Genomic DNA, 24,902 nt, shown 5'->3' with positions numbered 1-24,902 from the left:
GTCTTGCGGCCCGACGTCGGGAAGCATCAGGATTCCGGTCCATGGTGACCACCGACGTCGTCGTCGTGGGGAGCGGTCCGGCCGGGGCGTCGATGGCGCTCGCGCTCGCCCGGCTGGGCGTGGACCACATCGTGGTGACGCGCTACGAGACCCTCGCGGCCGAGCCCCGCGCCCACATCACGAACCAGCGCACGATGGAGGTGCTGCGCGACCTCGGGGTCGCCGAGCAGGTCGAGGCCCTGGCCACGCCCCAGGACCTCATCGGCACGACGACGTTCTGCGAGTCCCTGGCGGGCGAGGAGCTCGGCCGGGTGCGCTCGTGGGGCACCGACCCGCGCAGCCGCGCGGCGCACCGGCTCGCGAGCCCCGCGGGCATCTGCGACATGCCGCAGAGCCTCATGGAGCCGATCCTCGTGCAGGGCGCCCAGGCGGCCGGGTCGCGGATCCGGTTCTCCACCGAGTACCTCTCCCACGCCGTCGACGACGACGGGGTGACGGTCACCGTCCGGGACCGGCTGCGCGGCGACGAGTACGAGATCCGCGCGAAGTACCTCTACGGCGCCGACGGCGGACGGTCGCGGGTCGCGGAGAACGCCGGGCTGCCGATGCGCGGCGAGATGGGCGTGGCCGGGTCGCTGAACATCGTGTTCCGCGCCGACCTCTCGCCGTGGGTCGCGCACCGGCCGAGCGTCCTGTACTGGGTGCTGCAGCCGGGCTCGGACATCGGCGGCATCGGGATGGGCGTCGTCCGGATGGTCCGCCCGTGGAACGAGTGGCTGACGATCTGGGGCTACGACGTCGCCGACGGCCCGCCCGATCTCTCCGAGGAGTTCACGACGGGGCTCGTGCGGCAGCTGGTGGGCGTCGAGGACCTCGAGGTGGAGATCGTCGGCAGCTCGGCCTGGACGGTGAACCACATGGCCGCCGAGCACTACGGCAGCGGCCGGGTGTTCTGCGGCGGCGACGCGGTGCACCGGCACCCGCCGTCGAACGGGCTCGGGTCGAACACGTCGATCCAGGACTCGTTCAACCTCGCCTGGAAGCTCGCGTACGTGCTGCGCGGCTGGGCGGACCCCTCGTTGCTCGACACCTACAGCGCCGAGCGCGCGCCGATCGGCCGCCAGGTGGTCGACCGCGCGAACCGGTCGATCGGCGAGACCGGCCGCATCTTCGACGCGCTCGGCCTGAGCGACACCACCGACGCCGCGGTGATGCGGGAGAACATGGCCCGCCGTCGGGAGCCGGGGGCGGAGAAGCAGCGGCGGGCGCTGCGCGAGGCGATCGCGTTCAAGGCCTACGAGTTCGACGCGCACGGCGTGGAGCTGAACCAGCGCTACGTCTCGTCGGCCGTCGCGGCGGACACGGTCGCGGCGGACCCGCTGGCGACCGTCGAGGACCCGGAGCTCAGCTACGTGGCGACGACGACGCCGGGGGCGCGGGTGCCGCACGTCTGGCTCGCCGGCCGCGACGGGGACGTGTCGACGATCGACCTGGCGGGCCACGGGCGGTTCACGCTGTTCACGGGGCCGGGCGGGACGGTGTGGCCGTCGACCGAGTGGCTGCGGGTGATCGTCGTGGGTCCCGGCCAGGACCTCGAGGACCCCTACGGCGACTGGGCGCGCCTGCTCGAGGCGGAGGGGATCGGCGACGCCGGCGGCGTGCTGGTGCGCCCGGACCACCACGTGGCGGCCCGGTTCGCGACGGTGCCCGACGACCCGGCTGAGGTGTTCGCCGCGCTCACAGGTGAGCAGTAAGGGTTGCTATAGCGACCGTTACTGCTCACCTGCGCGCAGCGCACCCAGCGCGGCCAGCGCCCCGCGGACGGCCGCCTGCTGCGGGGCGGGGTCCTGCTGGGCGCGCGCGAGGACGAAGCCGCCCTGCACCACCGCGACCACCATGGCGGCCGCGGCCTCGACGTCCGCGTCGGGCCGCAGTTCGCCCGCCGCCCGCCCCGCCTCGAGCACGTCGGTGAGCCAGCCCTGCAGGTGCCGGAAGTAGCGGTCGGCCACCCCGCGCAGCGCGTCGTCGCCGACCACCTCGGCGTCCTGGACGAGCCGGCCGATGCGGCAGCCGCGCAGCGGGTCGCGGAACCGGCCGAGGAAGGCGGCGACCCGCTCCAGTGTCGGGAGCGACGGGTCGTCGGCGCCCTCCACCGCGTCGGTCATCTCCGCCGCGACGTGCTCCATCGCGGCGTGCGCGAGGTCGGCCTTGCCGCGGAAGTGGTGGTACATGCTGCCCTGGCCGACGCCCGCGCGGGCGAGGATCATCGCCGGGCTGGTGGCGGAGTAGCCGCGCTCCCACAGCAGGTCGGCGGTCGCCTCGACGAGATTCTCACGCGTGCTCACGACCCGAGTGTACCTAGTGGTATGTACAGTCGGCTCTGTAACGACCAGTATGTACAGCACATCACCGAGGAGGAGCCATGAGTCGGTTCGCGCACCTGACGTCCACCGCGCCGGTCCGGGCGGTGCAGGAGGAGCAGGGGAGTCGGCGGGCGAACGAGCGCCGGCTCGTCGGAGGTGACAGGGAGCGGGACGCCCTCGGGCCCGCCGAGACCGAGTTCGTCGGCGACCTCGACGGCTTCTACCTCGCGACGGTGAACGACGACGGGTGGCCCTACGTCCAGTACCGGGGCGGCCCGCCCGGGTTCGTGCACGTGCTCGACGAGCACACGCTCGCGTTCGCCGACGTCCGCGGGAACCGGCAGTACCTCAGCGCCGGCAACCTGCGTACGAGCGACAAGGTCGCGCTGTTCTTCATGCGCTACTCGACGCGCACCCGGCTCAAGGTGCTGGGCCGGGCGCGGTCGGTGCGTGTCGACGAGGACCCCGCCCTCGCCGCGCGTCTGGCCGACGTGCGCACCGACGGCGTGGTGGAGCGGCTCCTCGTGATCGACGTCGAGGGCCTCGACTGGAACTGCCCGCAGCACATCACGCCGCGCTTCACCGTCGACGAGATCGAGCAGGGGATCGTGGGACTGCGGGCGCGCATCGAGGAGCTCGAGCGGGAGAACCGGCGCCTCCGGGCGGTCGGCTCCGCGTCGTGACCCCCGCCCGCGGCCCGGCCGCGGACGTGCGGGAGCCCCGGGGACACCGGTGTCCCCGGGGCTCCGGTGGGCGGGACGTGGCTCAGGCGCGGGGGGTGACGGTGATCCCGCCGGTGGTCACGGGCAGGGCCGTGAGCTTCAGGCCGGTGACGAGCGGACTCGCCAGCGAGCAGTCGGGGATCACGCCCGCGTTGACCGGGGCGAAGGCGATGGTGTCGCCGGTGGCCCCGCCGTCGTGGGCGTAGATGACGATGCCGGTGAGCGCCGGGTTCGGCGGCGGCACGCTGCCCGCGCCGAAGGGGTAGTAGAAGGACACGTCGCTGCCCCGGACGTCGGCGCAGGTGATCGGACCCCGCGGCGCGACGATGTTCGCCGTCAACGGGGCGGCGGCCGGAAGTCACCCGTCACGTCGCGGTTGTCGGCGCCGCGCTGACAGAGGTCGAACTCGAAGGAGTTCAGGAGCGTCGCGCCGTTGCCGACGGCCGTGCCTGCGCCGCAGCCCCCGGTGCCGTGGTTCTCCCACGCATCGGCGACGCCGGTGAGGAGCAGGGCCAGCCCGGTGACGACGACGGCGACGAACGCCCCGCTCGGGTCGTTGCGTTCGTCATGCACCGGGAACGACGGTCGACACGGCACGTTATGCGGACGTGAACGGCCGGTCCGTTCGAGAGAGGGGTACCCCTCCCGGCGGACCGGCGCCCTCACCTACCGCGACACGGGCGCGCGTTCGGGCTCCGACACCTCGTAGAGGTCCCGGCGGAAGCGCTCGCGGATCGACGCGACGGCGACGAAGGTGACCGCCGCGCAGGCGATGATGTACACGGCGACCGACCAGGACGCGCCCGTGGTGGCCAGCAGCGCCGTCATGATGAACGGGGCGAGCCCGCCGGCGAGGACCGAGGCGACCTGGTAGCCGAGCGAGGCGCCGGAGAAGCGGACGTCGGCGGGGAACATCTCGGCGTAGAGCGTCGCCTGCGGCCCGTACATCGTGGCGTGGATCGTGAACGCGACCAGCAGCGCGAGCAGCACCAGCGGGACCGACCCGGTGTCGATCAGCCAGAACAGCGGGAACGCGAAGACCGCCATCGACACGCAGCCGATGAGGTAGAGCTTCTTGCGCGACCCCATCCGGTCGGTGAGCGCCCCGAAGAACGGCATCGTGACGAGCTGCGAGAGCCCGGCGACCATCACGCACACGAGGATCGACGTCCGCGACATCCCGACCTCGGTCGTCGCGTACCCGAGGATGCCGGAGATCAGGATGTAGAACACCGCATTGACGACGAAGAACGCCCCGGCCGCCTGCACGATCGCGAGCCCGTGGTGGCGTACCGCCGTCACCAGCGGCGCCTTGCGCAGACCTGCCTCGCGCGCCGCGGCCGCCGACCGCTCGCGCAGTTCGTGGAACACCGGGGTGTCCTCGATCTTCAGCTGCACGTAGACGCCGATCCCGATCAGCAGCAGCCCGGACAGGAACGGGATGCGCCAGCCCCACGCGTCGAAGGCGGCGGGCGCCATCGTGGCGGTGAGGATCAGGAAGAACAGGTTGCCGAGCACCGCACCGGCGACGGCACCGGTCTGGACGAGGCTGCCGTAGTAGCCGCGGTGCCGCTCCGGTGCGTGTTCCACGAGGAGCAGCGCCGCGCCGCCCCACTGCGCGCCGACGCCGAGCCCCTGCACCAGCCGGGCGACCACGAGCAGGATCGGCGCCCACACCCCGATGCTGGAGTAGGGCGGGAGGACGCCGACCGCGAAGGTCGCGAGCCCCATGATCAGCATCGCGGCCACGAGCGGGGGCTTGCGTCCGAACCGGTCGCCGACGTGGCCCGCCACGATCCCGCCGATCGGCCGCGCGACGAACCCGACCGCGAAGGTGGCGAACGAGGCGAGCGTCCCGGCCACCGGATCCGCGGAGGGGAAGAACTGGGGGCCGAGCACCAGCGCGGCCGCGGTCGCGTAGATGAGGAAGTCGAACCACTCGAGGGTCGTCGCGAAGACCGCCGCGGCGGCGAGCCGCCGCATCTTCGCGGGAGCGATCTCGGTCCCAGCCGTCACGGCGTGCCTCCACCCGTCTCGGTACGAACGATCGTTCGTAAGCTACGAGTCAGGTCCCGGGCCTGGCAAGACCTCACCGCGCCAGCGGTGCCTCGAGGAGGGCGAGGGCGTAGCGCGCCTGCTGCTCGGCGAGCTGGCCGCGGGAGAGCCGCCCGTCCGGGCGGTACCAGCCGGACACGGCGGACAGGGCGGTGAGCACCGTCCGGGCGGCGTCGTCGGGGTAGGGCGTCGCGAAGGTCCCGTCCGCCACGCCCTGGCGCACGACGTCCTCGAAGAGGGTCTGCGTGGCATCGCGTTCGGCGACGAGGGAGGCCCGGTCCGCCCCGGTCAGGTACCGGACCTCGTTGGTCGACACGACCATCGCGACCTGGTGGTCGACGATGAACCGCACGTAGGCGCGCACCAGTTCGCGCAGGCGGGACGCCGCGTCGTCGCCGGCGTCGTCGAGGGCGACGTGCAGGCGCGCGGTCAGCTCGTCGTTGGCCCGGCGCAGCACCTCGGCCAGCAGCCGCGACTTGCTGGGGACGTAGTTGTAGAGGTTCGACAGGCTCGTGCCCGCCCGCTTCGCGACGTCGCGCATCGAGGCCCCGTGGAAGCCGTGGGTGCCGAACGCGTCGAGGGCGGCGTTGAGGATCGCGGCCTCGTTCCCGCGGCCGGTGTCGGCCACGAGGGTGGCCGGGGAACGCGCGTTCATGACGTCGAGGCTAGCGGGCTTGACGGCGCGCGAGGCCGGTGATTCGGTGATGAACGATCGTTCGTGTGTCAGACCCCGAGGAGGAGAGCGTGGTCGCAGCTCCGACCGCCATGGACACCGGCCGGTGGTTCGAGGACTTCGCCGTGGGGGAGCGCTTCACCAGCGCCGGCCGTCCGGTCACCGCCGACGACCTCGCCGCCTTCACCCGCCTCTCCGGCGACGACCACCCGCTGCACGCGGGCCCCGGGGCGATGCTGCAGGGCCCGTTCGGGATCGCGGTCGCGATGGGGCTGATGCAGTCGCTCGGCCTGCACGGCGAGGCGGTGCAGGGCCTGCTCGACACGCACTGGCACTACCGCGCCCCGATCCGCGTCGGCGACGTCCTCCACCTCGAGCTCATGATCCTGCGTGCACGGCGCACCCGCTCCGGCACCCGCGGCACCGTGACCCGCCACATGCGCCTCGTCGGCGACGACGGCGCCACCCGCCAGGAGGGCACCACGACCGCGCTGGTCGCGGCGCGTACCTCCGGTCCCGACGACGACGGGCGCGCGTTCGGCACCGTCGGCTGGGGTCGGGCCGTGGTCGACGCGCTCGACCCGGAGACCGCCGCGGTCCTGGAGACCTGGGACGGCACCATCGGGCTGCGCTGCGACGACGACGAGGTGCACCTGCGGGTCTACCGGGGCGCCGTCATCGACGTGAGCCGACGCGCGCCGCACGGCGCGACGTTCACCCTCGTCGCCGACGCCGCCACGTGGCTCGAGCTGGTCGAGGCGCCGGACAACCCGCTCCTGCGGCTCGCGATGACCGGACGCGTGTCCGCGACCGGGGACGGCTACGAGTACCTGCGCCTGACGCGCGCGCTCCACCTGATCGTCGACGCGGCCCGGGCGATCGCATGACCGGCTACCGCAGCGTCGACGACACGTTCGCCTTCGTCGAGGACCACGGCGATCCGGCGTCGCCCGCTCTCCTCTGCCTGCACACCGCCGGCCAGTCGGGCGTGCAGTGGCGCCACGTCGTGCCCGGCCTCGTCGAGGCCGGCCACCGCGTCGTCGTGCCCGACCTGCCGGGACACGGGCGCTCCGAACCGGCCCCGGGCGGCCCGGTCGACGACCTCGGCGCCTACGCGGGCTGGCTGCTCGCCCTGGCCGACGCGCTGGGGCTCGACCGCTTCGCCGTCGCCGGCTGCTCGATCGGCGGCAAGATCGCGCTGGACCTCGCGGTCCGGGCCTCCGACCGGCTCACCGCCGTCGTCGCGATGGCCGCCGACGCCTGGACCGGGGGCTCGCCGAGCCCGCGCGGCCTCCGTCGGGAACTCGTCGACGTCGCCGCCCCGAGCCGCGCGGACCGCACCGAGCTCGGCACGCTCGCCGTCGTGGGCCGCGCGACCGACCCCGAGCGGGCGCGCCTGATCGCGGCGATGCACCGTCGGGAGGACCCCGTCGTCTCGAACTCGGACCTGCTCGGGTGGGCGTCGCACGACCTGCGGGAACGGCTCGGGGAGGTCTCCTGCCCGCTGCACCTCGTGGTGGGCGCGGATGACCTGTGGCTCGACGTCGAGCGCGTGCGGTGGGCGGCCTCGCGCATCCCCGGCGCACGGTGCACGGTGCTGGACGGTGTGGGGCACTACCCCATGGAGGAGATTCCCGGCTTCGCCGCCGTGCTCGACGGCTGGCTGCGGGACCTGACGACGGGCACGGAGGCGGCATGACCGAGCAGCGCGACGTCGCGCCCTTCCCGACGCCGGGTGCGCGTCCCGCGGACCTGCCCGACCTGGTCGGGCGGCTCGCCCGGCGCGACCCCGACCGGGTCGCGATCCACGAGCGGACCGCCGACGGCCTGGTCGCCGTCACCCGCGGCGAGCTGTGGCAGCGCGTCCGGGCGCTGGCCGAGGAGCTGCGCGGGCGCGGGGTCGACGCGGGCGACGCGGTCGCGGTGTGGATGCCGAACTGGACCGAGGCGCTCGTCTGGCAGTGCGCCGTCGCCGCGCGTGGCGGGCACGTCGTCGGGATCAACACCCGCTACGGCGTCGAGGAGGCGACGCACGTCCTCGCCCGGGCGCGCCCGGTGCTCGTCGCACTGGCGCACGGGTTCCACGGGCTCGACCTCGCGAGCCGGCTCCGAGCCGCCGTCGAGGGCTCCGGCGTGCGCCCGCAGGTGGCGCTCGTACGCGGCGACGGCACCACACCGGACGTCGGCGGCCTCGGGACGTGGACCCCGGAGCGGACCGACGGGCCCGAGCCGGAGCGCTCCGACCCGGACCGGCTCGCCGTCGCCTTCACGACGTCGGGCTCCACGGGGCTCCCGAAGCTCGCCGCGCACACCGGCGCGGCGGTGCTGACCCACGCCGTCGCCGGCGCCGCCGCGCTCGGGCTGACCGAGGACGACGTCATGCTCGGCGCGCTGCCCCTGTCCGGCGTGTTCGGCTACAACGCGGTGCTGGCCGGGCTCGCCGCGGGCGGGGCGGCCCTGCTGGAGCCGGTGTTCGACGCGGACGACACCCTCGACGACATGGCCGCCGTCGGGGTCACGCACCTCGCGAGCGGCGACGACCTCGGGCTGCGGCTGGTCGAGGCGCAGCGGGAGCGACCGCGGGACCTGTCGTCGTGGCGGTGGTGGGGCGTGGCCGACTTCCAGGGGCGCTCGCACGAACTGGCGGCGTGGCTGGACGGCCTCGGGGTCGCGACGGCCGGGGTCTACGGCTCGTCCGAGGTGTTCGCGCTCGCCGCGACCTGGCCGCTGTCCGAGCCGATCCCGCAGCGCTGGGCCGGTGGCGGACGCGTGGTGCACCCCGGCATCGAGGTGCGGGTGCAGGGCGGGCCGGGCGTCGAGGGCGAGCTGGAGTTCCGCGGGCCCAACGTGGTCGACGCCTACCTCGGCGCCTCGCCGGAGACGTTCACCGACGACGGGTGGTTCCGCTCCGGCGACCTCGGCGTGGTCGTCGACGAGGGCGCGTTCGTCTACGTCTGCCGGGCGGGCGACGCGCTGCGGCTGCGCGGCTTCCTCGTCGACCCCGCCGAGATCGAGCTGCGGCTCGCGGCGCACCCGGCCGTGCACACGGCGAAGGTCGTCGGGATCGAGGGTCCCGACGGCGGATCGGTGGCGGTGGGGTTCGTGACCCTCGACGCCCCGGCGACTGCCGACGACCTGCGCGCCTGGTGCGCCGCGACGCTGGCGGCCTTCAAGGTCCCGGCCGCCGTGCACGTCATCGACGAGATGCCGACGACGTCCGGCACGAACGGCTCGAAGATCCGCACGGGTGTGCTCGCTGCGCTCGCACGTGAGCACTCACGGTCGCTGCAGCGACCGTGAGTGCTCACCTGTTCTGCACGTGCTGGAACCCGAACCGGCCCTTGATGCACAGGTGGCCGTGGGTCACCGAGTGGTCGTGCGGGGAGGTCACGTTGACGATCGTGTTGTCCTGGACGTGCAGCTCCAGGGTGCAGCCGACGCCGCAGAAGGAGCAGATCGTCGACGTGACCGTCTCGCCCTCGGGGTCCCAGGTCCCGGCCTCGCGCCGCTCGTGCTCGGCGACCGACTTCAGCGCGCCGGTGGGGCAGACGCCGATGCAGTTGCCGCAGTACACGCAGGCCGAGTCGGGCAGCGGGACGGCGAACTCCGTCGAGATGGTCGCGTCGAACCCGCGGCCCGCGACGGCGATCGCGAACGTGTTCTGCGCGTCGGTGCCGCACGCCTCGACGCACTTGTAGCAGAGGATGCAGCGCGCGTAGTCCCGCACGTACAGGTCGTTGTCGACGGTGACCGGCTGCGCGACCGTCGCCCGCGTCTCGCCGTCGGGAAGGCTGTGGTGCCCGGCGTGCCGGTTGCCGCGCTCGCCGGCCGCGGCGGGCGGCCCGGGCGGGCCGTAGCGCTCCGGGTCGGCGCCGTACTCGATCTGCCAGCGGGCGACGTCGTCGCCGGCCTCGGACAGGTCGTTGGCGCTCGCGAGCAGCTCCAGCACCATCTTCCGGCTGTGCGCGACCCGCTCCGTGTCGGTCCGGACGACCATGCCGTCCTCGACCCTGCGGGCGCACGACGGCACGAGCGGTCGGGAACCCTCGACCTCCACCACGCACACCCGGCAGGCGTTGACCGGCGTGAGGTTGGGGGCCTGGCAGAGACGTGGGGTGTCCGCGCCGGCGTCGTCGAGGACGTCCATGATCGTCGCGCCCTCGGGGACGCGGTGCTCGACGTCGTCGACGGTGACGCTGACGAGACGGCGGATGGTGCCGAGGTCGACGACGGTCACGAGGTCTCCTCTCCGATCAGTCCGAGGGCGAGCGCCGAGCGCACCGCGGAGGCCGCGGTCTGGCCCAGGCCGCAGATGGAGGCGTCGGTCATGACGCGGTCGACGTCGCGCAGCAGCTGCAGCTCGACGGTGCGCCCGCCGATCTCGCGCCCGCGCACGATCCGCGCGAGCGCCTCCTCCTGACGGACCGTGCCCACCCGGCACGGCACGCACTGCCCGCACGACTCGTCGCGGAAGAACCCCGCGATCCGGCGCAGGACCGCGGCGAAGTCCGTCGAGGAGTCGAAGCACAGCACCACCCCGGAGCCCAGCGTCGCGCCGATCTCGCGGGTGCCCTCGAGGGTGAGCGGGACGTCGAGCTGGTCGGGGGTGACAAACGAGCCCGCCGCGCCGCCGAGCAGGATCGCGCGCAGGTCGGCCGGGACCCCGCCCGCGAGCTCGAGCAGTTCCCGCAGCGTCGTGCCCATCGGCACCTCGTAGACGCCGGGCCGGGACACGACGCCGGACAGGCAGAACAGCTTCGTCCCGGTGGAGCGCCCCGAGCCGACCGACGCGAACGCCGGCCCGCCCTCGGCGACGATGCGCAGGACGTTGACCAGCGTCTCGACGTTGTTGATGACCGTCGGTCTCCCGAACAGCCCGGCGACCGTGGGGAACGGCGGTTTCGCCCGGGGCTCGCCGCGGCGGCCCTCGAGCGAGTTCATCAGCGCGGTCTCCTCGCCGCAGATGTACGCGCCCGCGCCCCGCCGGACCTCGATGTCGAACACCCGGCCCGACCCCATGACGTCGTCGCCCAGGTAGCCGTGCCGCCGGGCCTCGGCCACCGCCCGCTCGATCGCCCGTTCCGCCGCGGGGTACTCGCCCCGCACGTAGAGGTAGCCGGTGCGCGCCCCGACCGCGATGCCGGCGACCGTCATGGCCTCCACCAGGGCGAACGGGTCGGCCTCCATGAGGACGCGGTCCTTGAAGGTGCCGGGCTCGGACTCGTCGGCGTTGCAGACGAGGTACTTCTCCGGTTCGGGGGAGCCGGCGACGGCGGCCCACTTCGTGCCGGTCGGGAAGGCCGCGCCGCCGCGGCCGGTCAGCGAGGCCACGGTGATCTCGTCGACGACGCGGGCCGACCCGACCGCGAGTGCCCGGCGCAGCCCGGCGTAGCCGCCGGCGGCGCGGTAGGAGTCGAGGTCGGCCGGGTCGACGACGCCGACCCGCGACAGCAGCTCCAGGTCCGGCGCCCCGGCCTGCGGGGTGCTGACGACGGGATCCGGTCCGGGCACGTCCTCGCCGTCGAGGGCGTGCACGACGGCGTCGGCGGTCGCGGGGGCGATCTGGGCGTGGTCGCCGCCGGGCTCGTCGTCGTGAGGGGAGGATTCGAGCGCTCTCGTGGCGTCAGGGTTCCCCTCGCGCTCAGAGGGCGGGGACGCGGAGGCGCGCTGCAGGAACACCGCAGGGGCGCGTTCGCACAGGCCGAGGCACGGGCTGCGGGTCCACGTGACGTCGTCGCGCTCGCCCGGGGCGCCCAGCCGCTCCTCCATCGCGGCGCACAGGTCCTCGCCGCCGAACGCGGCGCACCCGACGTCGTCGCAGACGTGCGCCACCCGCGGCGCCCGCGGGGTCACCGAGAACAGCGCGTAGAACGTCGCGACCCCGTACGCCTCGGCCGGCGGGACGTGCAGCCGCTCGCAGACGTAGGACAGCGCGCCCCGGCTGATCCAGCCGACGCCGTCCATCACGGCGTGGAAGGCCGGCAGCAGGAGGTCCCGCCGCGGCTCCGACACCGTCCCGACGACGCCGTCCACGGCCGCACGTTCGGCGTCCGTCGCCGCGTCGGGCAGCAGGACCAGATCCACGCGTTCCTCCTACGACCCGGCCACGGGCACGCGCACCGTGGCGGACAGCTTCTCGATGCGGATCGCCGTCGCCTTGAACTCCGAGGTCCCCGACTGCGGGTCCCAGGCCTCGTTGGTGATCAGGTTGACGTCGACCTGCTCGGAGAAGTGCGGCGTGATGAACGCCAGCCCCGGGCGGGCCGCGGCGTCGAACCGGACGGGGGCCTCCACGGCGCCGCGGCGCGAGACCACCCGCACCCGCTCGCCGTCGTGCAGGCCCAGCGCGAGCCCGTCGGCCGCGTCGAGGCACAGCGCCTCGTCGCGGCGCAGCGGGGAGGCGTAGCCGCCGGTCTGCACCCCGGAGTTGTACGAGTCGAGCCGGCGCACCGTGGTGAGCCGCAGCGGGAACTCGGGCGAGAGCTCGTCGAGCGGGCCCGCGTGCTCCACCGGCGCGAACGGGGCCGGCGCCCCGCGCAGCGCGGGATCCCGCTCCCAGAGCCGGGTGTGCATCGTCGGGGTGCCCGGGTGGTCGAGCGACGGGCACGGCCACTGCAGCCCGCCCTCGGCCTCGAGCCGCGCGTAGGACATCCCCGCGTGCCAGTCCAGTGAGAGCGAGCGCAGCTCGTCCCAGACCTGCTCGGCGCTCGGCGTGCCCCAGTCGTGACCGAGGCGCCGGGCGAGGTCGCAGAGGATCTCGGTGTCGGGCCGCGCGAGGCCGGGCGGGTCGAGGGCCTTGCGCACCCGCTGCACCCGGCGCTCGGACGAGGTGACGGTGCCCTCGTACTCGCACCAGTCGGCGCAGCTGGGCAGCACCACGTCGGCGAGCTCGGCCGTCGCGGTGCGGAAGATGTCCTGGACGACGAGGTGGTCCAGCCCGGAGAGCAGGGCCCGGGCGTGGGCCACGTCGGCCTCGGACTCGGCGGGGTTCTCCCCGACGACGTAGGCCGCGCGGATCTCGCGGCGCTCCATCGCCTCGAACATCTGCGACAGGTGCAGGCCCTTCACCGGCGGGACCGAGCTGCCCCACGCGGCGTCGAAGCGGGCGCGATGCGCGTCGTCGGTCACGTCGTAGCCGCCGGGCAGCTTGTTGGGGATCGCCCCCATGTCGCCGCCGCCCTGCACGTTGTTCTGCCCGCGCAGCGGGACGAGCCCCGAGCCCCACCGACCCACGTGGCCGGTGAGCAGGGCCAGGTTGATGAGGGCGCGGACGTTGTCGACGGCGTTGTGGTGCTCGGTGATCCCGAGCGTCCAGCACAGCTGCGCCCGGTCGGCGCGGGCGAACGCCAGCGCGGTCTCGCGGATCAGGTCGGCGTCGACGCCCGTCACCGCGGCGGCGCGCTCGACCGACCACTGCTCCACGGTGCGCCGGTACTCGTCGAACCCGGTGGTCGCGCGCTCGATGAACGCGCGGTTCTCCAGCCCGGCGTCCAGGATCGCCCGCCCCATCCCGTGGGCCAGCGCGATGTCGGTGCCGACGTCGAGCGGCAGGTGGCCCTTCGCCCAGCGCGCCGTCGAGGTGCGCCGCGGGTCGACCACGTACATCTCGGCCCCGTTGCGCAGGCCCGTCAGCACGTGGTGGAAGTAGATCGGGTGGGTCTCACGCGCGTTGGAGCCCCAGAGCAGCACCAGGTCGGTCTCCTCGACCTCCTGGTAGGCGCTGGTGCCACCACCGGCGCCGAACACCGCCGTCAGACCGACGACGCTGGGAGCGTGTCAAGTGCGGTTGCAGGAGTCCACGTTGTTGGACCCCATCACCACCCGCGCGAACTTCTGGGCCATGAAGTTCAGCTCGTTGGTCGCCTTCGAGCACGAGAACATCCCGTACGCCTCGCCGGGCACCCCGCGGAAGCCGGCGGCGGCCCGGTCGAGGGCCTCCTCCCAGCTCGCCTCGCGGAGCTCGCCGCCGTCGCGGACGAGCGGCGTGGTCAGGCGGACGTGGCGCGGTGCTCGCATCAGAAGACCTCCGAGCGACGACGATGTGCTCACCGTCACGCTAAACGCCACGGAGATCGAATGCGACCTCCGTCACGATCACCCGGGTCGGTCGGGCAGGTCCGGCCGGGCGAGTCCGCGGAGCAGGTCGCCCAGCCCGACGACGTCGGGGTCGAGGCGCGTCGCGAGGATCCGCTCGGCCACCACGATCAGGGGCAGCGCCGCGGCGTTGGCCAGGTGGGCCACCAGGGCGGCCGCGGCGCCCTGCGGCAGCTCGGTGAGCTCCGCGAGGACGTCGATGGCGCGCACCAGGAGCCGGTCGTGCTCCCGGGTCACGTCCAGCGCCCACGGCGCCGCGGTCGTCGGGTCGGGGAGGGTGAACGGGACCGTGGGCGGGCCCGCCGTCACGGGGGGCTCCGGGCGGAACGGCGGGCGCGCGGTGGCCCCGGCGGCCCGCGCGGCGGAGGCCGAGGGTTGGTGCGTGGCCAGGTGGACGAGGTAGCCGTGCAGCCGCAGCGCCTCCGACGGCGCGCCCAGGGGGTAGCCGATCGCCGTCACCTCGTGGATCTCGCCCGTGACGGACACGATCCGATGTCGGTGGGTGTAGGCCAATCGGTTGCTGCAGGCGTCGGCGATGACGTGCTCGACCTGCGCCCGATCGGCCGGGTGCTTGTGCGCGACGACGAGGGCACGGCTCGGTCGGACCTGGCCCGGGACGTACCCGAGCAGGTGGAACATGGCGTCGTTCCACTCCCAGCGGTCGACCCCGGGGCACCACGTGTACTCGCCGATCCGGTCCATCCCACCCCCGACGGCGTTCGGTTGGACGTCACCGAACAGTAACGACGGTGCCACGATCGGGGGAAGGCCCCGTTTCAACCAACGGACGGGCGCACGCGGCCCAGCGTGAGGACGAGATCGGACCCCGACCCGTCCGCCGCCGGGCGGTACTCGAGGTCGCCCCCGTGGGCGCGGGCGAGGGCCCGCGCGATCGAGAGGCCGAGACCGGCCCCGCCGGCGTCGCGCGCCCGCGCCTCGTCCAGCCGCACGAGGCGGTCGAAGATGCGCTCGCGGTCGGCCTCGGCGACCGGCTCGCCGTCGTTGTGCACCACGACCCGGGGTCCGGGGGACACCTGCACCCGCACCGACCCGCCGTCGGAGACGTGGCGCCGGGCGTTGTCGAGGAGGTTGACGAGGACCCGGCGCACCTTCCCGACGTCGACCGACGCCGGCACCGGTCCCGACGCGTCGACCGCCACGTCGAGGTCGGGCGCGAGCAGGCGGAGGCGGTCGACCTGCTCGGTGGCGAGCGCGGTGAGGTCGACCTCCTCCCGCTCGAGCTCCTGGCCGCCCTCGATCCGGGCGAGGTCGAGCATGTCGGTGACGAGCGCGGAGGCGCGGGAGGTCTCCCGGACGAGGGCGATCGCGAGCTCCTCGCGGGTCTCGCGGTCGTCGTCGGAGTCGCGCACCAGGGTCTCGGCGAGCGTCTGCATGCCGGCGAGCGGCGTCCGGAGCTCGTGGGCGGCGTCGGAGAGGAACCGGCGCGTCGTCGCCTCCGAGCGCCGGGCCTCCTCGGCGGCGGCGCGCTCGCGGCGCGCGGACTCGTCGGAGCGGTCCTGGGCGGCGTCGAGGGCGTCGAGCATCTCGTCGAACGCGGCGGCGGTGCGACCGATCTCGGTGTCGCTCGTGCCGGGCCGCAGCCGGCGGCCGCGGTCGCCGGTGGTGATCGCGCGGGCCACCCGGGTCATGCCGTCGAGCGGGCGCAGCGCCGCGGTGACCCCGCTGAACAGCAGCAACGCCGAGCCGATCACGCCGACCAGGCCCACGCCGACCATCACCCCGCGCAGCCGGTACTCCACCGCCTCGACGTCGCCGGGGTCGGCCGTGAGCACGATGACGGTGCCGTCGGCGAGCGGCTTCGTCACCGTCAGCGTCCCGCTGCCCCCGCGGACCGGGGGTGGCCCGGGGGTCGGGCGCCCGGTGGGTCCGCCCGGCCCGCCCGGTCCGCCGCGCGGCCCGCCGTCGCGTGGTCCGCCGTCGGGCGGCCCGGGCGGGGTGGGCACCCCCTCGAGGACGGCGCCGTCGGCCTGCCGGCGGACCGCGCTCACGCCCGGCCCGTCGAGCAGGCCGACGAGGTCGTCGGCGGGCACCTGCTGGGCGACGAGCTGGTCGACCCGGGCGGCCCGTTCGGCGAGCCGGTCCTGCTGGTCGCGCTCGAGTGCCGCGGACAGGACGAGGTCGAGCACCACGCCCGCCACCAGCAGGGTCACCACCATGACCGCGACGACCGTCGCCGTCACGCGGAACCGCAGCGACCGCGTGGGGACCGCGGTGCGGTCCGGACGACGCCGGAGCCGGTCGCGCGGGCCGCTCACGACGGGGCCGCCTCGGTCGGGTCGTTCGCCCGCAGCGTGTAGCCGAGCCCGCGGCTGGTGTGGACGATCCGCGGTCCGTGCGCCTCGAGCTTGCGCCGCAGGGCCGAGAGGTGGACCTCGACGAGGTTCGGGTCGTAGGCGTCGTAGCCCCACACCTGCGTGAGGATCTGGTTCTTGCTCACCGTGCGGCCGCGCTGCTCGGCGAGGTAGCGCAGCAGCCGCAGCTCGGTCGCCGTCAGCTTCAGCGGCACCCCGGCGCGGGTCGCGACGCCCGACTCCTCGTCGATCACGAGGTCTCCCACGACGAGCGCGGTCGGCGTCCGCCCCCGCCGGCGCAGCACGGCGCGGACCCGGCTCGCGAGCTCCTCGAGGAGGAACGGCTTCACGACGTAGTCGTCGGCCCCGGTGTCCAGGCCGCGCAGCCGGTCGTCGAGCGCGTCCCGGGCGGTGACCATGACGATGCCGGCGTCGGTTCGGTCGCGGACCACGGTCAGCAGGTCGAACCCGTCGCGGCCCGGCAGCATCACGTCGAGGATCACGAGGTCGGGACGGAAGCCGTCGAGGGTCTCCTCGAGCGACCCGCCGTCGGGAAGGCCCCGTGCGACGTGCCCCGAGCGGCCGAGGGCGCGGACGATCGACTCGCGCATGGTCGCCTCGTCCTCGACGACGAGCACCCGCGGCGCGTTCGGATCCGTCTGGGGGCCCATGACGTGCCATCCCACCAGGCGCGACTGAAGCCCGCCTGAAGTGCGCACCGGGTCGCTGAAGCCTCGCTGAGGAACGGCGCGCGGCCCCGCGACCTCAGGGTGGCTTCAGGTCCGCTCCCCATCGTCGGTGCCGAGCCGCGGAGCGCGGGACGAACGAGACGAAGGACGTGCGATGAGCGAGTACGACCCGGAGACCGCGCCGGTCGAGCCGGTGCCGCAGCGGTCGCGCTGGGCCCGGTTCCGGGACTCGGCGCGGGAGCGACGCCCGCGCGGCCGGGCGGTCGGCATCCTCGGGACGGTCGGGGCGTTCGTGCTGGGGCTGGTCGTGGCGGGCGTGGTGCTGCTCGCGACGCCGCTGGGCTCGGCGTGGGCGGGGCCTGGTGGTCCCGGGGGTCCTGGTGGTCCTGGTGGTCCTGGTGACGGGCCGGTGGCGATGGCGGCGCAGCGGGGTCCGGACGGTGGGCCGGGTGGTCCGGGTGGTCCTGGTGCGCACGGCCCGGACGGCGGGCCGGCCGGACGGGGTGGTCCTGGTGGTCCTGGTGGCCCGGCGGGTGGCCCCGGGCGCTGTGCCCCGATGCCGCCCGCGCCGCCGAACGGGCAGGCCCCGGCTGCGCCCGACGGGCAGGCGCCCGCGGCTCCGGCCGCCCCGAACGGCCAGGCACCCGCTGCTCCGGCTGCCCCCAACGGCCAGGCACCCGCTGCTCCGGCTGCCCCGAACGGCCAGGCACCCGCTGCTCCGGCGGCGCCGAACGGCCAGGCGCCGTCCCCTGCTCCGGCGGCGCCGAACGGCCAGGCGCCGGCCCCTGCGCCGGCGGGCTGACGCCGTCGCCGCACCGCCCCGGTCGTGCTCCCCGCGGCCGGGGCGGTGGTGCGTCCGGACCATGATCACGACTTCGGTGGCGACACGCCCACGATCTGCTGCGACTCGCCACCGAAGTCCTGATCACGCTCGGCGGTGGTCGCTGCAGCACCCCCGGACCATGATCGCGACCTCGTGTGCGACACGCCCAACTGGTGATGCGACGCGCTCACGACGTCCCGATCATGTCCAGGCGCTCCGTCCTGGTCAGCAGCGCGACCCACGAGCGTGGCGCGCGGCTGACATCCAGCGTCAGCCGTGTGCCACCGCTGACGTAAGGCGACCGGTCATCGCGACTCCAGGATCCCGCGCAGCGTCTCCAGGTCTGCTGCGACCGCCGCGACGTCGGCCGCGACGTCGTCGTCGCTCATGCCGGCCCGGGGACGGACGCTGAACACCACCTCCGCGTCGTCGCCCCACGGGACGACCCGCATCGGGTTGAGCACCTCGACGCCGTCGGGCAGGCGCACCACGTGGTCGAGCACCCCGAACGCGTTCGGCTCGCAGAAGCGGACGTCGACGGTGCCCATGGGGGAGGTGGCGGTCCACCACCCGTCCTCGCCGGGCACGAGCGCGGCGGACGCGAGGCCCGCCGCCCACGCGGGGAGGTGTGCGGGGTCGGCGGCGAAGTCGTACACCTCGCGCCAGGGACGGGCGATCACCGTGGAGACGTGGGGCACACCGCCATCACACCACGCGTGACCAGCCCGGCGGCGCGGTGCGGCACCGTCGGGTGACGGCCCCGGAGCGCGGTCGACGCTGGGTCGATCGTGGTCACCCGATGCGTGGGAGACCGTCCGGGAACCGTGTCCCGCACACGGACGAGCGCGTTGTCGACACGTCTTCCGGACGGGCGTCCGCCCGTCCTCCGATCCTGGGAAAGGACGTGCAGGTCCATGTCGACGCTGCGTCGCACCGTGCTCGCCACCGCTGTCATCTCCACCGGCCTGCTCTCGAGCGCCGGCATGGCGTTCGCGGGCGACAACCCGCACGGCGACCACCACGGCCACGGCGACCACCACGGCCACCACGGCACCGTGCAGAAGGGGCTGCTGAACTCGAGCGACTTCGCCCCGAACACCCCGATCAACGCCTGCAACAACAACGTGCCGGTCAACGCCGTCGGCGGTCAGGTCCCGGTCCAGGACAACGTCCTGTCCCTGCCGATCTTCTCGGACGCGAAGCACGGGAACGCCGCGACGAGCGCCAAGTCCTGCTCGGCGCCGATCGACGCCGTCAACTAGGCGAGAGCCCCGGCACGACGATCGCCGGACCACCCGCCGTCGAGATCCCGCGTCCCGACGGCGGGTCCGCGCCCGGCGCGTTCTGCGTCCCCCGCACGTTCACCGGCGCCGCCTCGCGACAGCCCACCGAGGTGTCCATCGGCAGGGCGTCGGTCGCCGTCGCGGCCCGCCACCCGGCGTCGGGCTGCAGGTAGCCCGCCCGGCACGACGGCGGGTCGTTCGCGTTCAGCACGATCCCGAAGTGCAGCCGCCCGTCCCCGGGCAGCACCGTCGGGCCGATCGCCCCGGCGGCCCACGGCCCGGTCACGAGGAACTGTTCGAGCCCCGCCGTGCGGGGCTCCAGGATCCCCACCGCCACCAGCAGGTTCGCGAGGGTCCGCCCCAGGTCCGGCCCGGCCTCGCGCACGAGCGCCGTCACCTGGTCCGTGGCCCGCGGTGCGGCCGCGACCACCGCCCGCACCCCGCCGTCGGACCGGCGCAGGGTGTCGGTGAACGCGGCGAGGTCGCGGGCGAGGGCCCGGAACTGCCCGCCGAGCGCCACCTGCGTCCCCAGCACGGTGCGGCCGTCGCGGAGCAGCCCCGTCGTCACCGGCAGGGACCGGCGCGCGTCCGCGACCAGCAGCTGCGAGGAGTCGAGCAGGCGGCCGAGGTCGGGCCCGGTCCGGTCGAACGCGACGGCCAGCTCGTCGACGGTGCGGCGCAGGTCGTCCACCGGCACGGCGCGGGCGAGGCGGTCGATCGCCCCGAGCCCGACGACCGATCCGACCGGCAGCCCTGTGCGCTCCACGGGGATCACCGAGCCGTCGCCGAGCACCGGCCCGTCCGCCGACGGCGGCTGCAGGTCGACGTAGACCTCGCCGATCGCCGACCGGTTCGTCACCACCGCCACGGCCGACGCCGGCACCGCCGGTGCGTCGGCACGCAGCCGGATCACCGCCTCGACCCCCGTCGCCGTGATGCCGAGCCGGTCGACGTCGCCGACCGGGACGCCCCGGTAGACGACCTTGTTCTGCACGGTCAGCCCGCCCGAGTCCGCGAGCTCGAGGCGGACCTCCGGCGGGCGGAACCCGACGAGCGGGCCGATCCCGGCGTAGCGGAACGCCACGAAGACCACGCCGACCACGGTGATCACCGTGAACAGCCAGAGCTTCGCGCGCACGGGTCGATCAACGATGCACGATCGGGTGGGACGCGCAGTCCCAGGAAACGTGTTCCCCTCGCAGCCTCACGTCCGGCCGGGCAGCCTGGGGCCATGTCCATCACGACGGAACTGCCCGGCGGCACCTACCACCTCGGCGACCTCGAGGTCACCCGTGTCGGCTACGGGGCGATGCAGCTCGCCGGCCCGCACGTCTTCGGTCCGCCGGCCGACCGGGACGCCGCGGTCGCGGTGCTGCGCGAGGTGGTCGCGCTCGGCATCAACCACATCGACACGTCGGACTTCTACGGCCCGCACGTCACCAACGAGATCCTCCGCGAGGCCCTCGCGCCCTACCCGGACGACCTGCGCATCGTCACGAAGGTCGGCGCCGCCCGCGACGAGCAGGGCGGCTGGCCGCCGGCGCTCGAGCCCCACCAGCTCCGACAGGCCGTCGACGACAACCTGCAGCGGCTCGGGCTGGAGACCCTCGACGTCGTCAACCTGCGCATGCCCGGCGGCGACGACACCATGACCCCGCAGCCGCAGGAGCCGATCGAGGAGCGGTTCGGCGTGCTGGCCGAGCTGCAGCAGCAGGGCAAGATCCGCCACCTCGGGTTGTCCACGGTGAACGCCGAGCAGATCGCCGCCGCGCAGCGCATCGCGCCCGTGGTCTGTGTGCAGAACCCCTACAACATCGCCCGGCGCCACGACGACGAGCTCATCGCCTCGCTCGCCGCGCAGGGGATCGCCTACGTGCCCTACTTCCCGCTCGGCGGTTTCTCGCCGCTGCAGTCCGCCGAGCTGGACGCGGTGTCGCAGCGGCTCGGGGCGTCGCGGCTGGCGGTCGCGCTCGCGTGGCTGCTGCAGCGCTCCCCGAACATCCTGCTCATCCCCGGCACCTCGTCGGTGGACCACCTGCGCGAGAACGTCGCGGGCGCCGGGCTCGAGCTGCCCGCCGACGCCGTCGCCGAGCTGGACGCCATCGGCTCGTGATGTGATCGGTGGCGATGCGGATACGGGTGGAGCTGCCGGAGCAGTCGGACGTCGAGGCGCACACGGCGGCGAACGCGCGGGGCGAGATCCCCGACCGTACGCCCTACGGCCTGCACCACCTGGCCGAGGTCGACGACGTGGACCTCGAGTTCCGCCGCCCGCTGACCGGGCGGGCGGCGTGGGTGGCTCGCAAGGTCCGCAACCGGCTCGACGGCTACGAGCCGGTGGCGGAGCTGCTCGGGGCCCCCGCGCGGCGCGGCGCCGACGTCGTCTACTGCATGGACGAGCGCACCGGCTTCCCGGCGGTCGCCGTGCCGGGCGGGCCGCCGGTCGTCTCCGGGCTGGTCTGGGTGCAGGGACCGGAGACGTACTCCCGGGCCGCGCGACCCGTCGTCGGGACCCTCCTGCGGCGGTTCGCCGGGATCGTGACCCTCGGGCCCGGGATGTACACCGACCTGGTCGAGGGCTGGGGCCTCGACCCCGCACGCGTGCACCCGTGCCGGTTGGGGATCGACACGGAGTTCTTCGCGCCGCGGCCGTGGTCGGAGGCGACCCCGCTCGTCGCGGGGGTGGGTGACGACGAGGCCCGCGACCACCCGCTGCTCGTCGAGGCGGTCCGCCGGCTCTCCGCCCGACGACGGGTCCGGCTGGAGATCGGCACGACGATGGACGGGGTCGAGATCCCGGCCGACCTCGGCGTCGTGCACCGTTGCCGGATGGAGGGCGCGGTGCGGGCGATGTACGGGCGCTCCACGGTGGTCGCGCTCGCGCTGCACCCGACGACGCGGGGGAGCGGGTCGACGGTGGTGCTCGAGGCGGCCGCGAGCGGACGACCCGTCGTCGCGACCCGGACCGCGGCCATGGAGGCGCTGGTCGACCCGTCGCGGGGAATCCTGGTCGAGCCCGAGGACCCGGACGCCCTCGCCGAGGCGATCGGCGCGCTCCTCGACGACCCGGAGCGGGCCCGGGCGATGGGCGAGGCCGCCCGGGCGTGGGTCATCGAGCACCACAGCAGCGCGCAGATGAACGACGACATCCGTGACGTACTGCGCGGAGTGGTTGCCGGGCGCCGATGACGGGTCACCCGGTCGGGTGAAGAATCGGGCCCTGGTGACCGGTGCCTCCTCCGGGATCGGCGCGGCGTTCGCGCGCGCCCTGGCCGCCCGGGGCCACCCCCTGCTGCTCGTCGCGCGGTCCACGGAGGCCCTCGCCGAGCTGGCCGGGGAGCTGGACGTCGACGTGCGCGTGCTGGTCGCGGACCTGACGACGGCCGAGGGCCTCGCCCGCGTCGAGGCGGAGCTCGGCGGGGTCGACCTGCTCGTCAACAACGCGGGCTCGGCCACCTACGGCGAGCTGGGCGAGCAGGACCCCGCGGACCTCGACGAGTCGGTGCTGCTCAACGTGCTCGCGCCGACCCGGCTGACCGCCGCGGCGCTGCGGTCGATGCCGGCGGGCAGCGGGATCCTCAACGTGTCGAGCACCGCGGCGGGCCGCGACGACCCGGCGATCGCCGCCTACGCCGCGGGCAAGTCGTACCTGGAGACCCTGTCCCGGGCGGCCCGTCCGGAGGCCGGCGAGCACGGGATCCGGGTCACCGTGGTGCGTCCGGGCCGGACCGCCACCGCGTTCCACGAGCGGTCGGGCGAGGAGTCCGGGCACCTGCCGGCGTGGCGGTGGCAGTCGCCGGACACCGTCGCCGAGGCCGCGCTCGACGCCCTCGAGCGCGGCGAGGAGGAGGTCACCGTGGCGCCCGGGGACGGTCACGAGCGCAGGTGACGCTCCGTCCACAGCGCGGCCTGCGTGCGGTCGGTGACGCCGAGGCGCTGGTAGATGTGCGTGAGGTGGTTCTTGACGGTCCGCTCGGTGATCGCGAGCCGGCGGGCGATCTGCTTGTTGCCCAGCCCGTCGGCGACGAGCAGGAGCACCTCGGACTCGCGGTCGGTGAGGTCGACCGTGCGCGGCGGGTCGGACCGGGCGCTCAGCAGCACGCGCGCGGCGCGGCCGTCGAGCGGTGCCTCCCCGCGGGCGACCTGGCGCAGGCCCTCGAGGATGGTCTCGGGTTCGGCGTGCTTGAGCAGGTAGCCGTCGGCGCCGGCGTCGAGGGCCGCGAGGACGTGGCGCTGGTCGGCGAACGAGGTGAGCACGAGGATCCGGACGTCGGGCGCCAGGTCCCGGATACGGCGCGTCGCCGCCGCCCCGTCGGTGCCCGGCATCGACAGGTCCATGAGCACGACGTCGGGGCGCAGGGCCTCCACCCGCTCCACGGCCTCGTCGCCGTCACGGGCCTCCCCGACGACGTCGAGGTCGGCCACCGTGGAGATCAGGGCGACGAGTCCCTGCCGGACGACCGCGTGGTCGTCCACCACGAGCACGCCGGTCACGAGCGCGGCACCGTCACGACGACCGTCGTGCCCGCCCCCGGCGTGGACCGGACGTCGACGGCGCCGCCGGCGTCGTCGACCAGGTCGCTCAGCGCCCGCAGCCCGAGGTGGCCGTCGGCCGCACGGGCGGCGGCGTCCGTCGGGTCGAACCCACGCCCGTCGTCGGCGACCGCGAGCCGCCACCGGCCCGGGTCGGCGACCAGCGTGATCGCCGCGGTGGCTGCGCCGGCGTGCGTGACGACGTTGCGCACCGCCTCCTGCGCGGCCCGGTAGAGCAGCGCCGCCTCGGCGGGCCCCACCACGTCGACCGCCTCGAGCGCGACCGACACGACGAGCCCCCGCCGACGCAGGCCGCCCGCGAGGTCCTGCAGGGCCGGGCCGAGCCCCTCCTGGGCGAGGTTCGGCGGGTAGATGTCGACGAGCAGCGTGCGCAGCGACCCGATGCTCTCCCGCAGCCGCGTCGCCGACTCGGTGACCACCGCGGACTCGGGACCTCCCCGCAGCCGGCTCGCGTCGAGGCCGTAGGTGATGCCGGTGAGTTCCTGGACGACGCCGTCGTGCAGGTCCTGCGCGATCCGCCGTCGTTCCGCCGTCGACGCCTCCACCGCGTGGCGCAGCAGCCGCTCCCGCTGCCGTTCCCGGCGCTGGAGCTTGCGGGCCAGCACCACGGCGAGCGGCACCTGCACCAGTTCCAGCAGCAGCAGGGCGCCGACCGAGAGCGGCGCGAAGGATCGCCACGCGTCCCACCCGGCCTCGACGACGGCGTCGTAGCGGAAGTAGGCCTCGTAGAGCAGCGGCGTGCCGCCGGGTGTCCGGATCGCGTGGTAGACCTCGAGTACCTTGCCGTCTCCGGAGCCGTCCTCGGCGACGCCCGCCGCCTCGTCGTTCGCGTCGAGGACGCGCCGCTCGTCCGGGGCGAGCGGATAGCGGTCACCGATCTCACGGCGGTCGTCGCTGTAGAGGATCCGTCCGTCGGCGTCCCAGATGAGCACGCGGATCAGCGAGTCGCCGAGCACCGCGCGGGTGACGGCGTCGTCGACCGCGTCGATCGCCTCCGGATCGCCGGTGAGCAGCCCGTCGTCGAGCCGCGGCTCCACCACGCCGTGCGCGGTCACCGACGCGAGCTGCGTGACCTGGTCGATCGCCACGTCGGTCGCCTGCTCCCGAGCCACGAGCGCGATCGCCGCCGCCAGCCCGAGGGTGACGAGCACGCCCGCGACGGTGAACCCCGCGACCAGGCGCGGCGCGGTGGCGCGCAGGAGCCGGCGCCTCGGGGGCCGGGATGGCGGGGACGCCGGGACGGGCGCCGCGTCCACCTCTCCGATCACGACGGCGAGACTACGCAGCTCACGGGCTCCGACCGGGGGTACCGGGACCATCGTCCAGTGGTCCCG

General features: G+C 74.6%; 25 protein-coding genes. 10 read left to right on the top strand and 15 right to left on the bottom strand.

The genetic code is table 11. From position 1 onward, the window contains the following. Positions 1-41: 41 nt before the first annotated feature. Positions 42-1,754 (top strand): FAD-dependent oxidoreductase, encoded by a 1,713-nt coding sequence (locus LN037_RS07495; protein WP_230751324.1) that lies wholly within the window; start codon positions 42-44, stop codon positions 1,752-1,754. Between the two features lie 18 nt (positions 1,755-1,772). On the opposite strand, the gene LN037_RS07490 is transcribed toward LN037_RS07495, so the two are convergent. After that, complete coding sequence (locus tag LN037_RS07490; RefSeq protein ID WP_230751323.1) at positions 1,773-2,345, bottom strand: TetR/AcrR family transcriptional regulator; 573 nt, start codon at positions 2,343-2,345, stop codon at positions 1,773-1,775. 77 nt (positions 2,346-2,422) lie between these two features. On the opposite strand from LN037_RS07490, the gene LN037_RS07485 reads away from it, so the two are divergent. Continuing rightward, positions 2,423-3,046 carry a pyridoxamine 5'-phosphate oxidase family protein gene (locus tag LN037_RS07485; protein ID WP_230751322.1) on the top strand — a complete coding sequence of 208 codons (624 nt, stop codon included), beginning with the start codon at positions 2,423-2,425 and terminating at the stop codon, positions 3,044-3,046. A gap of 82 nt (positions 3,047-3,128) precedes the next feature. Here LN037_RS07485 and LN037_RS07480 read toward each other — a convergent pair whose 3' ends face one another. From LN037_RS07480 to LN037_RS07465, 4 genes are all read right to left on the bottom strand, one after another. After that, entirely contained in the window at positions 3,129-3,362 is a 234-nt protein-coding gene (locus LN037_RS07480; RefSeq protein WP_230751321.1) for a hypothetical protein, read from the bottom strand. A 59-nt stretch (positions 3,363-3,421) separates the two neighbouring features. Beyond that, complete coding sequence (locus tag LN037_RS07475; protein ID WP_230751320.1) at positions 3,422-3,658, bottom strand: hypothetical protein; 237 nt, start codon at positions 3,656-3,658, stop codon at positions 3,422-3,424. 93 nt (positions 3,659-3,751) lie between these two features. Further along, on the bottom strand, positions 3,752-5,101 hold the full coding sequence (locus LN037_RS07470) for an MFS transporter (protein ID WP_230751319.1): 1,350 nt from the start codon (positions 5,099-5,101) through the stop codon (positions 3,752-3,754). A 73-nt stretch (positions 5,102-5,174) separates the two neighbouring features. Next, entirely contained in the window at positions 5,175-5,795 is a 621-nt protein-coding gene (locus LN037_RS07465) for a TetR-type transcription factor C-terminal domain-containing protein (RefSeq protein ID WP_230751318.1), read from the bottom strand. Between the two features lie 89 nt (positions 5,796-5,884). Between LN037_RS07465 and LN037_RS07460 the strand changes: the two genes are divergently transcribed. The 3 genes from LN037_RS07460 to LN037_RS07450 are packed head-to-tail and all read left to right on the top strand — an operon-like array spanning position 5,885 to position 9,113. Beyond that, the gene (locus LN037_RS07460; RefSeq protein WP_230751317.1) at positions 5,885-6,700 is read left to right on the top strand and encodes an SCP2 sterol-binding domain-containing protein; all 816 of its coding nucleotides are present in this window, start codon (positions 5,885-5,887) and stop codon (positions 6,698-6,700) included. After that, entirely contained in the window at positions 6,697-7,512 is an 816-nt protein-coding gene (locus LN037_RS07455) for an alpha/beta fold hydrolase (protein WP_230751316.1), read from the top strand. The genes LN037_RS07460 and LN037_RS07455 overlap by 4 nt, the downstream gene beginning before the upstream one ends. Further along, on the top strand, positions 7,509-9,113 hold the full coding sequence (locus LN037_RS07450) for an AMP-binding protein (RefSeq protein WP_230751315.1): 1,605 nt from the start codon (positions 7,509-7,511) through the stop codon (positions 9,111-9,113). Before LN037_RS07455 ends, LN037_RS07450 begins: the two co-directional genes overlap by 4 nt. Positions 9,114-9,117: 4 nt before the next feature. Here the strand turns inward: LN037_RS07450 and LN037_RS07445 are convergent, their stop codons facing one another. The 6 genes from LN037_RS07445 to LN037_RS07420 form a co-directional block, all read right to left on the bottom strand. Next, entirely contained in the window at positions 9,118-10,050 is a 933-nt protein-coding gene (locus LN037_RS07445; protein ID WP_230751314.1) for a 2Fe-2S iron-sulfur cluster-binding protein, read from the bottom strand. Next, the gene (locus tag LN037_RS07440) at positions 10,047-11,897 is read right to left on the bottom strand and encodes an NAD(P)H-dependent oxidoreductase subunit E (protein WP_230751313.1); all 1,851 of its coding nucleotides are present in this window, start codon (positions 11,895-11,897) and stop codon (positions 10,047-10,049) included. Before LN037_RS07440 ends, LN037_RS07445 begins: the two co-directional genes overlap by 4 nt. A 9-nt stretch (positions 11,898-11,906) precedes the next feature. After that, a complete protein-coding gene (locus LN037_RS07435) occupies positions 11,907-13,832 on the bottom strand; it encodes a molybdopterin oxidoreductase family protein (protein ID WP_255693572.1) in 1,926 nt (641 codons plus the stop codon). A 75-nt stretch (positions 13,833-13,907) separates the two neighbouring features. Beyond that, positions 13,908-14,609, bottom strand: coding sequence for a PAS domain-containing protein (locus LN037_RS07430; protein ID WP_230751311.1), 702 nt, complete (start codon positions 14,607-14,609; stop codon positions 13,908-13,910). A 74-nt stretch (positions 14,610-14,683) separates the two neighbouring features. Then, a complete protein-coding gene (locus LN037_RS33455) occupies positions 14,684-16,183 on the bottom strand; it encodes a HAMP domain-containing sensor histidine kinase (RefSeq protein ID WP_230751310.1) in 1,500 nt (499 codons plus the stop codon). Further along, a complete protein-coding gene (locus tag LN037_RS07420) occupies positions 16,180-16,890 on the bottom strand; it encodes a response regulator transcription factor (protein ID WP_230751309.1) in 711 nt (236 codons plus the stop codon). The genes LN037_RS33455 and LN037_RS07420 overlap by 4 nt, the downstream gene beginning before the upstream one ends. Before the next feature lie 172 nt (positions 16,891-17,062). On the opposite strand from LN037_RS07420, the gene LN037_RS07415 reads away from it, so the two are divergent. Then, entirely contained in the window at positions 17,063-17,710 is a 648-nt protein-coding gene (locus LN037_RS07415) for a hypothetical protein (RefSeq protein ID WP_230751628.1), read from the top strand. Positions 17,711-18,036: 326 nt separating this feature from the next. Here LN037_RS07415 and LN037_RS07410 read toward each other — a convergent pair whose 3' ends face one another. Further along, the gene (locus LN037_RS07410) at positions 18,037-18,429 is read right to left on the bottom strand and encodes an SRPBCC family protein (protein WP_230751308.1); all 393 of its coding nucleotides are present in this window, start codon (positions 18,427-18,429) and stop codon (positions 18,037-18,039) included. 216 nt (positions 18,430-18,645) lie between these two features. On the opposite strand from LN037_RS07410, the gene LN037_RS07405 reads away from it, so the two are divergent. Continuing rightward, complete coding sequence (locus tag LN037_RS07405) at positions 18,646-18,993, top strand: hypothetical protein (RefSeq protein ID WP_230751307.1); 348 nt, start codon at positions 18,646-18,648, stop codon at positions 18,991-18,993. On the opposite strand, the gene LN037_RS07400 is transcribed toward LN037_RS07405, so the two are convergent. Beyond that, positions 18,986-20,152: an MCE family protein gene (locus LN037_RS07400; protein WP_230751306.1), complete on the bottom strand. Its 1,167-nt coding sequence runs from the start codon at positions 20,150-20,152 to the stop codon at positions 18,986-18,988. The two genes, LN037_RS07405 and LN037_RS07400, sit on opposite strands and share 8 nt — an antisense overlap. Positions 20,153-20,245: 93 nt before the next feature. Here LN037_RS07400 and LN037_RS07395 point away from each other — a divergent pair, with 93 nt between their 5' ends. Genes LN037_RS07395 through LN037_RS07385 form a run of 3 tightly spaced genes read left to right on the top strand, consistent with a single transcriptional unit; the run spans position 20,246 to position 22,903 of the window. Then, the gene (locus LN037_RS07395) at positions 20,246-21,127 is read left to right on the top strand and encodes an oxidoreductase (RefSeq protein ID WP_305058219.1); all 882 of its coding nucleotides are present in this window, start codon (positions 20,246-20,248) and stop codon (positions 21,125-21,127) included. 14 nt (positions 21,128-21,141) lie between these two features. Then, the gene (locus tag LN037_RS07390) at positions 21,142-22,203 is read left to right on the top strand and encodes a glycosyltransferase family 4 protein (protein ID WP_230751305.1); all 1,062 of its coding nucleotides are present in this window, start codon (positions 21,142-21,144) and stop codon (positions 22,201-22,203) included. Between the two features lie 34 nt (positions 22,204-22,237). After that, a complete protein-coding gene (locus LN037_RS07385; protein ID WP_230751304.1) occupies positions 22,238-22,903 on the top strand; it encodes an SDR family NAD(P)-dependent oxidoreductase in 666 nt (221 codons plus the stop codon). Here LN037_RS07385 and LN037_RS33450 read toward each other — a convergent pair. Beyond that, entirely contained in the window at positions 22,888-23,508 is a 621-nt protein-coding gene (locus LN037_RS33450; protein ID WP_230751303.1) for a response regulator, read from the bottom strand. The two genes, LN037_RS07385 and LN037_RS33450, sit on opposite strands and share 16 nt — an antisense overlap. Then, a complete protein-coding gene (locus tag LN037_RS07375; RefSeq protein WP_230751302.1) occupies positions 23,505-24,836 on the bottom strand; it encodes a sensor histidine kinase in 1,332 nt (443 codons plus the stop codon). The genes LN037_RS33450 and LN037_RS07375 overlap by 4 nt, the downstream gene beginning before the upstream one ends. Between the last annotated feature and the right edge of the window lie 66 nt (positions 24,837-24,902).

The organism is Actinomycetospora soli, from assembly GCF_021026295.1.
Classification (GTDB): domain Bacteria; phylum Actinomycetota; class Actinomycetes; order Mycobacteriales; family Pseudonocardiaceae; genus Actinomycetospora; species Actinomycetospora soli.
This window is presented reverse-complemented; position numbering and strand designations above follow the sequence as displayed.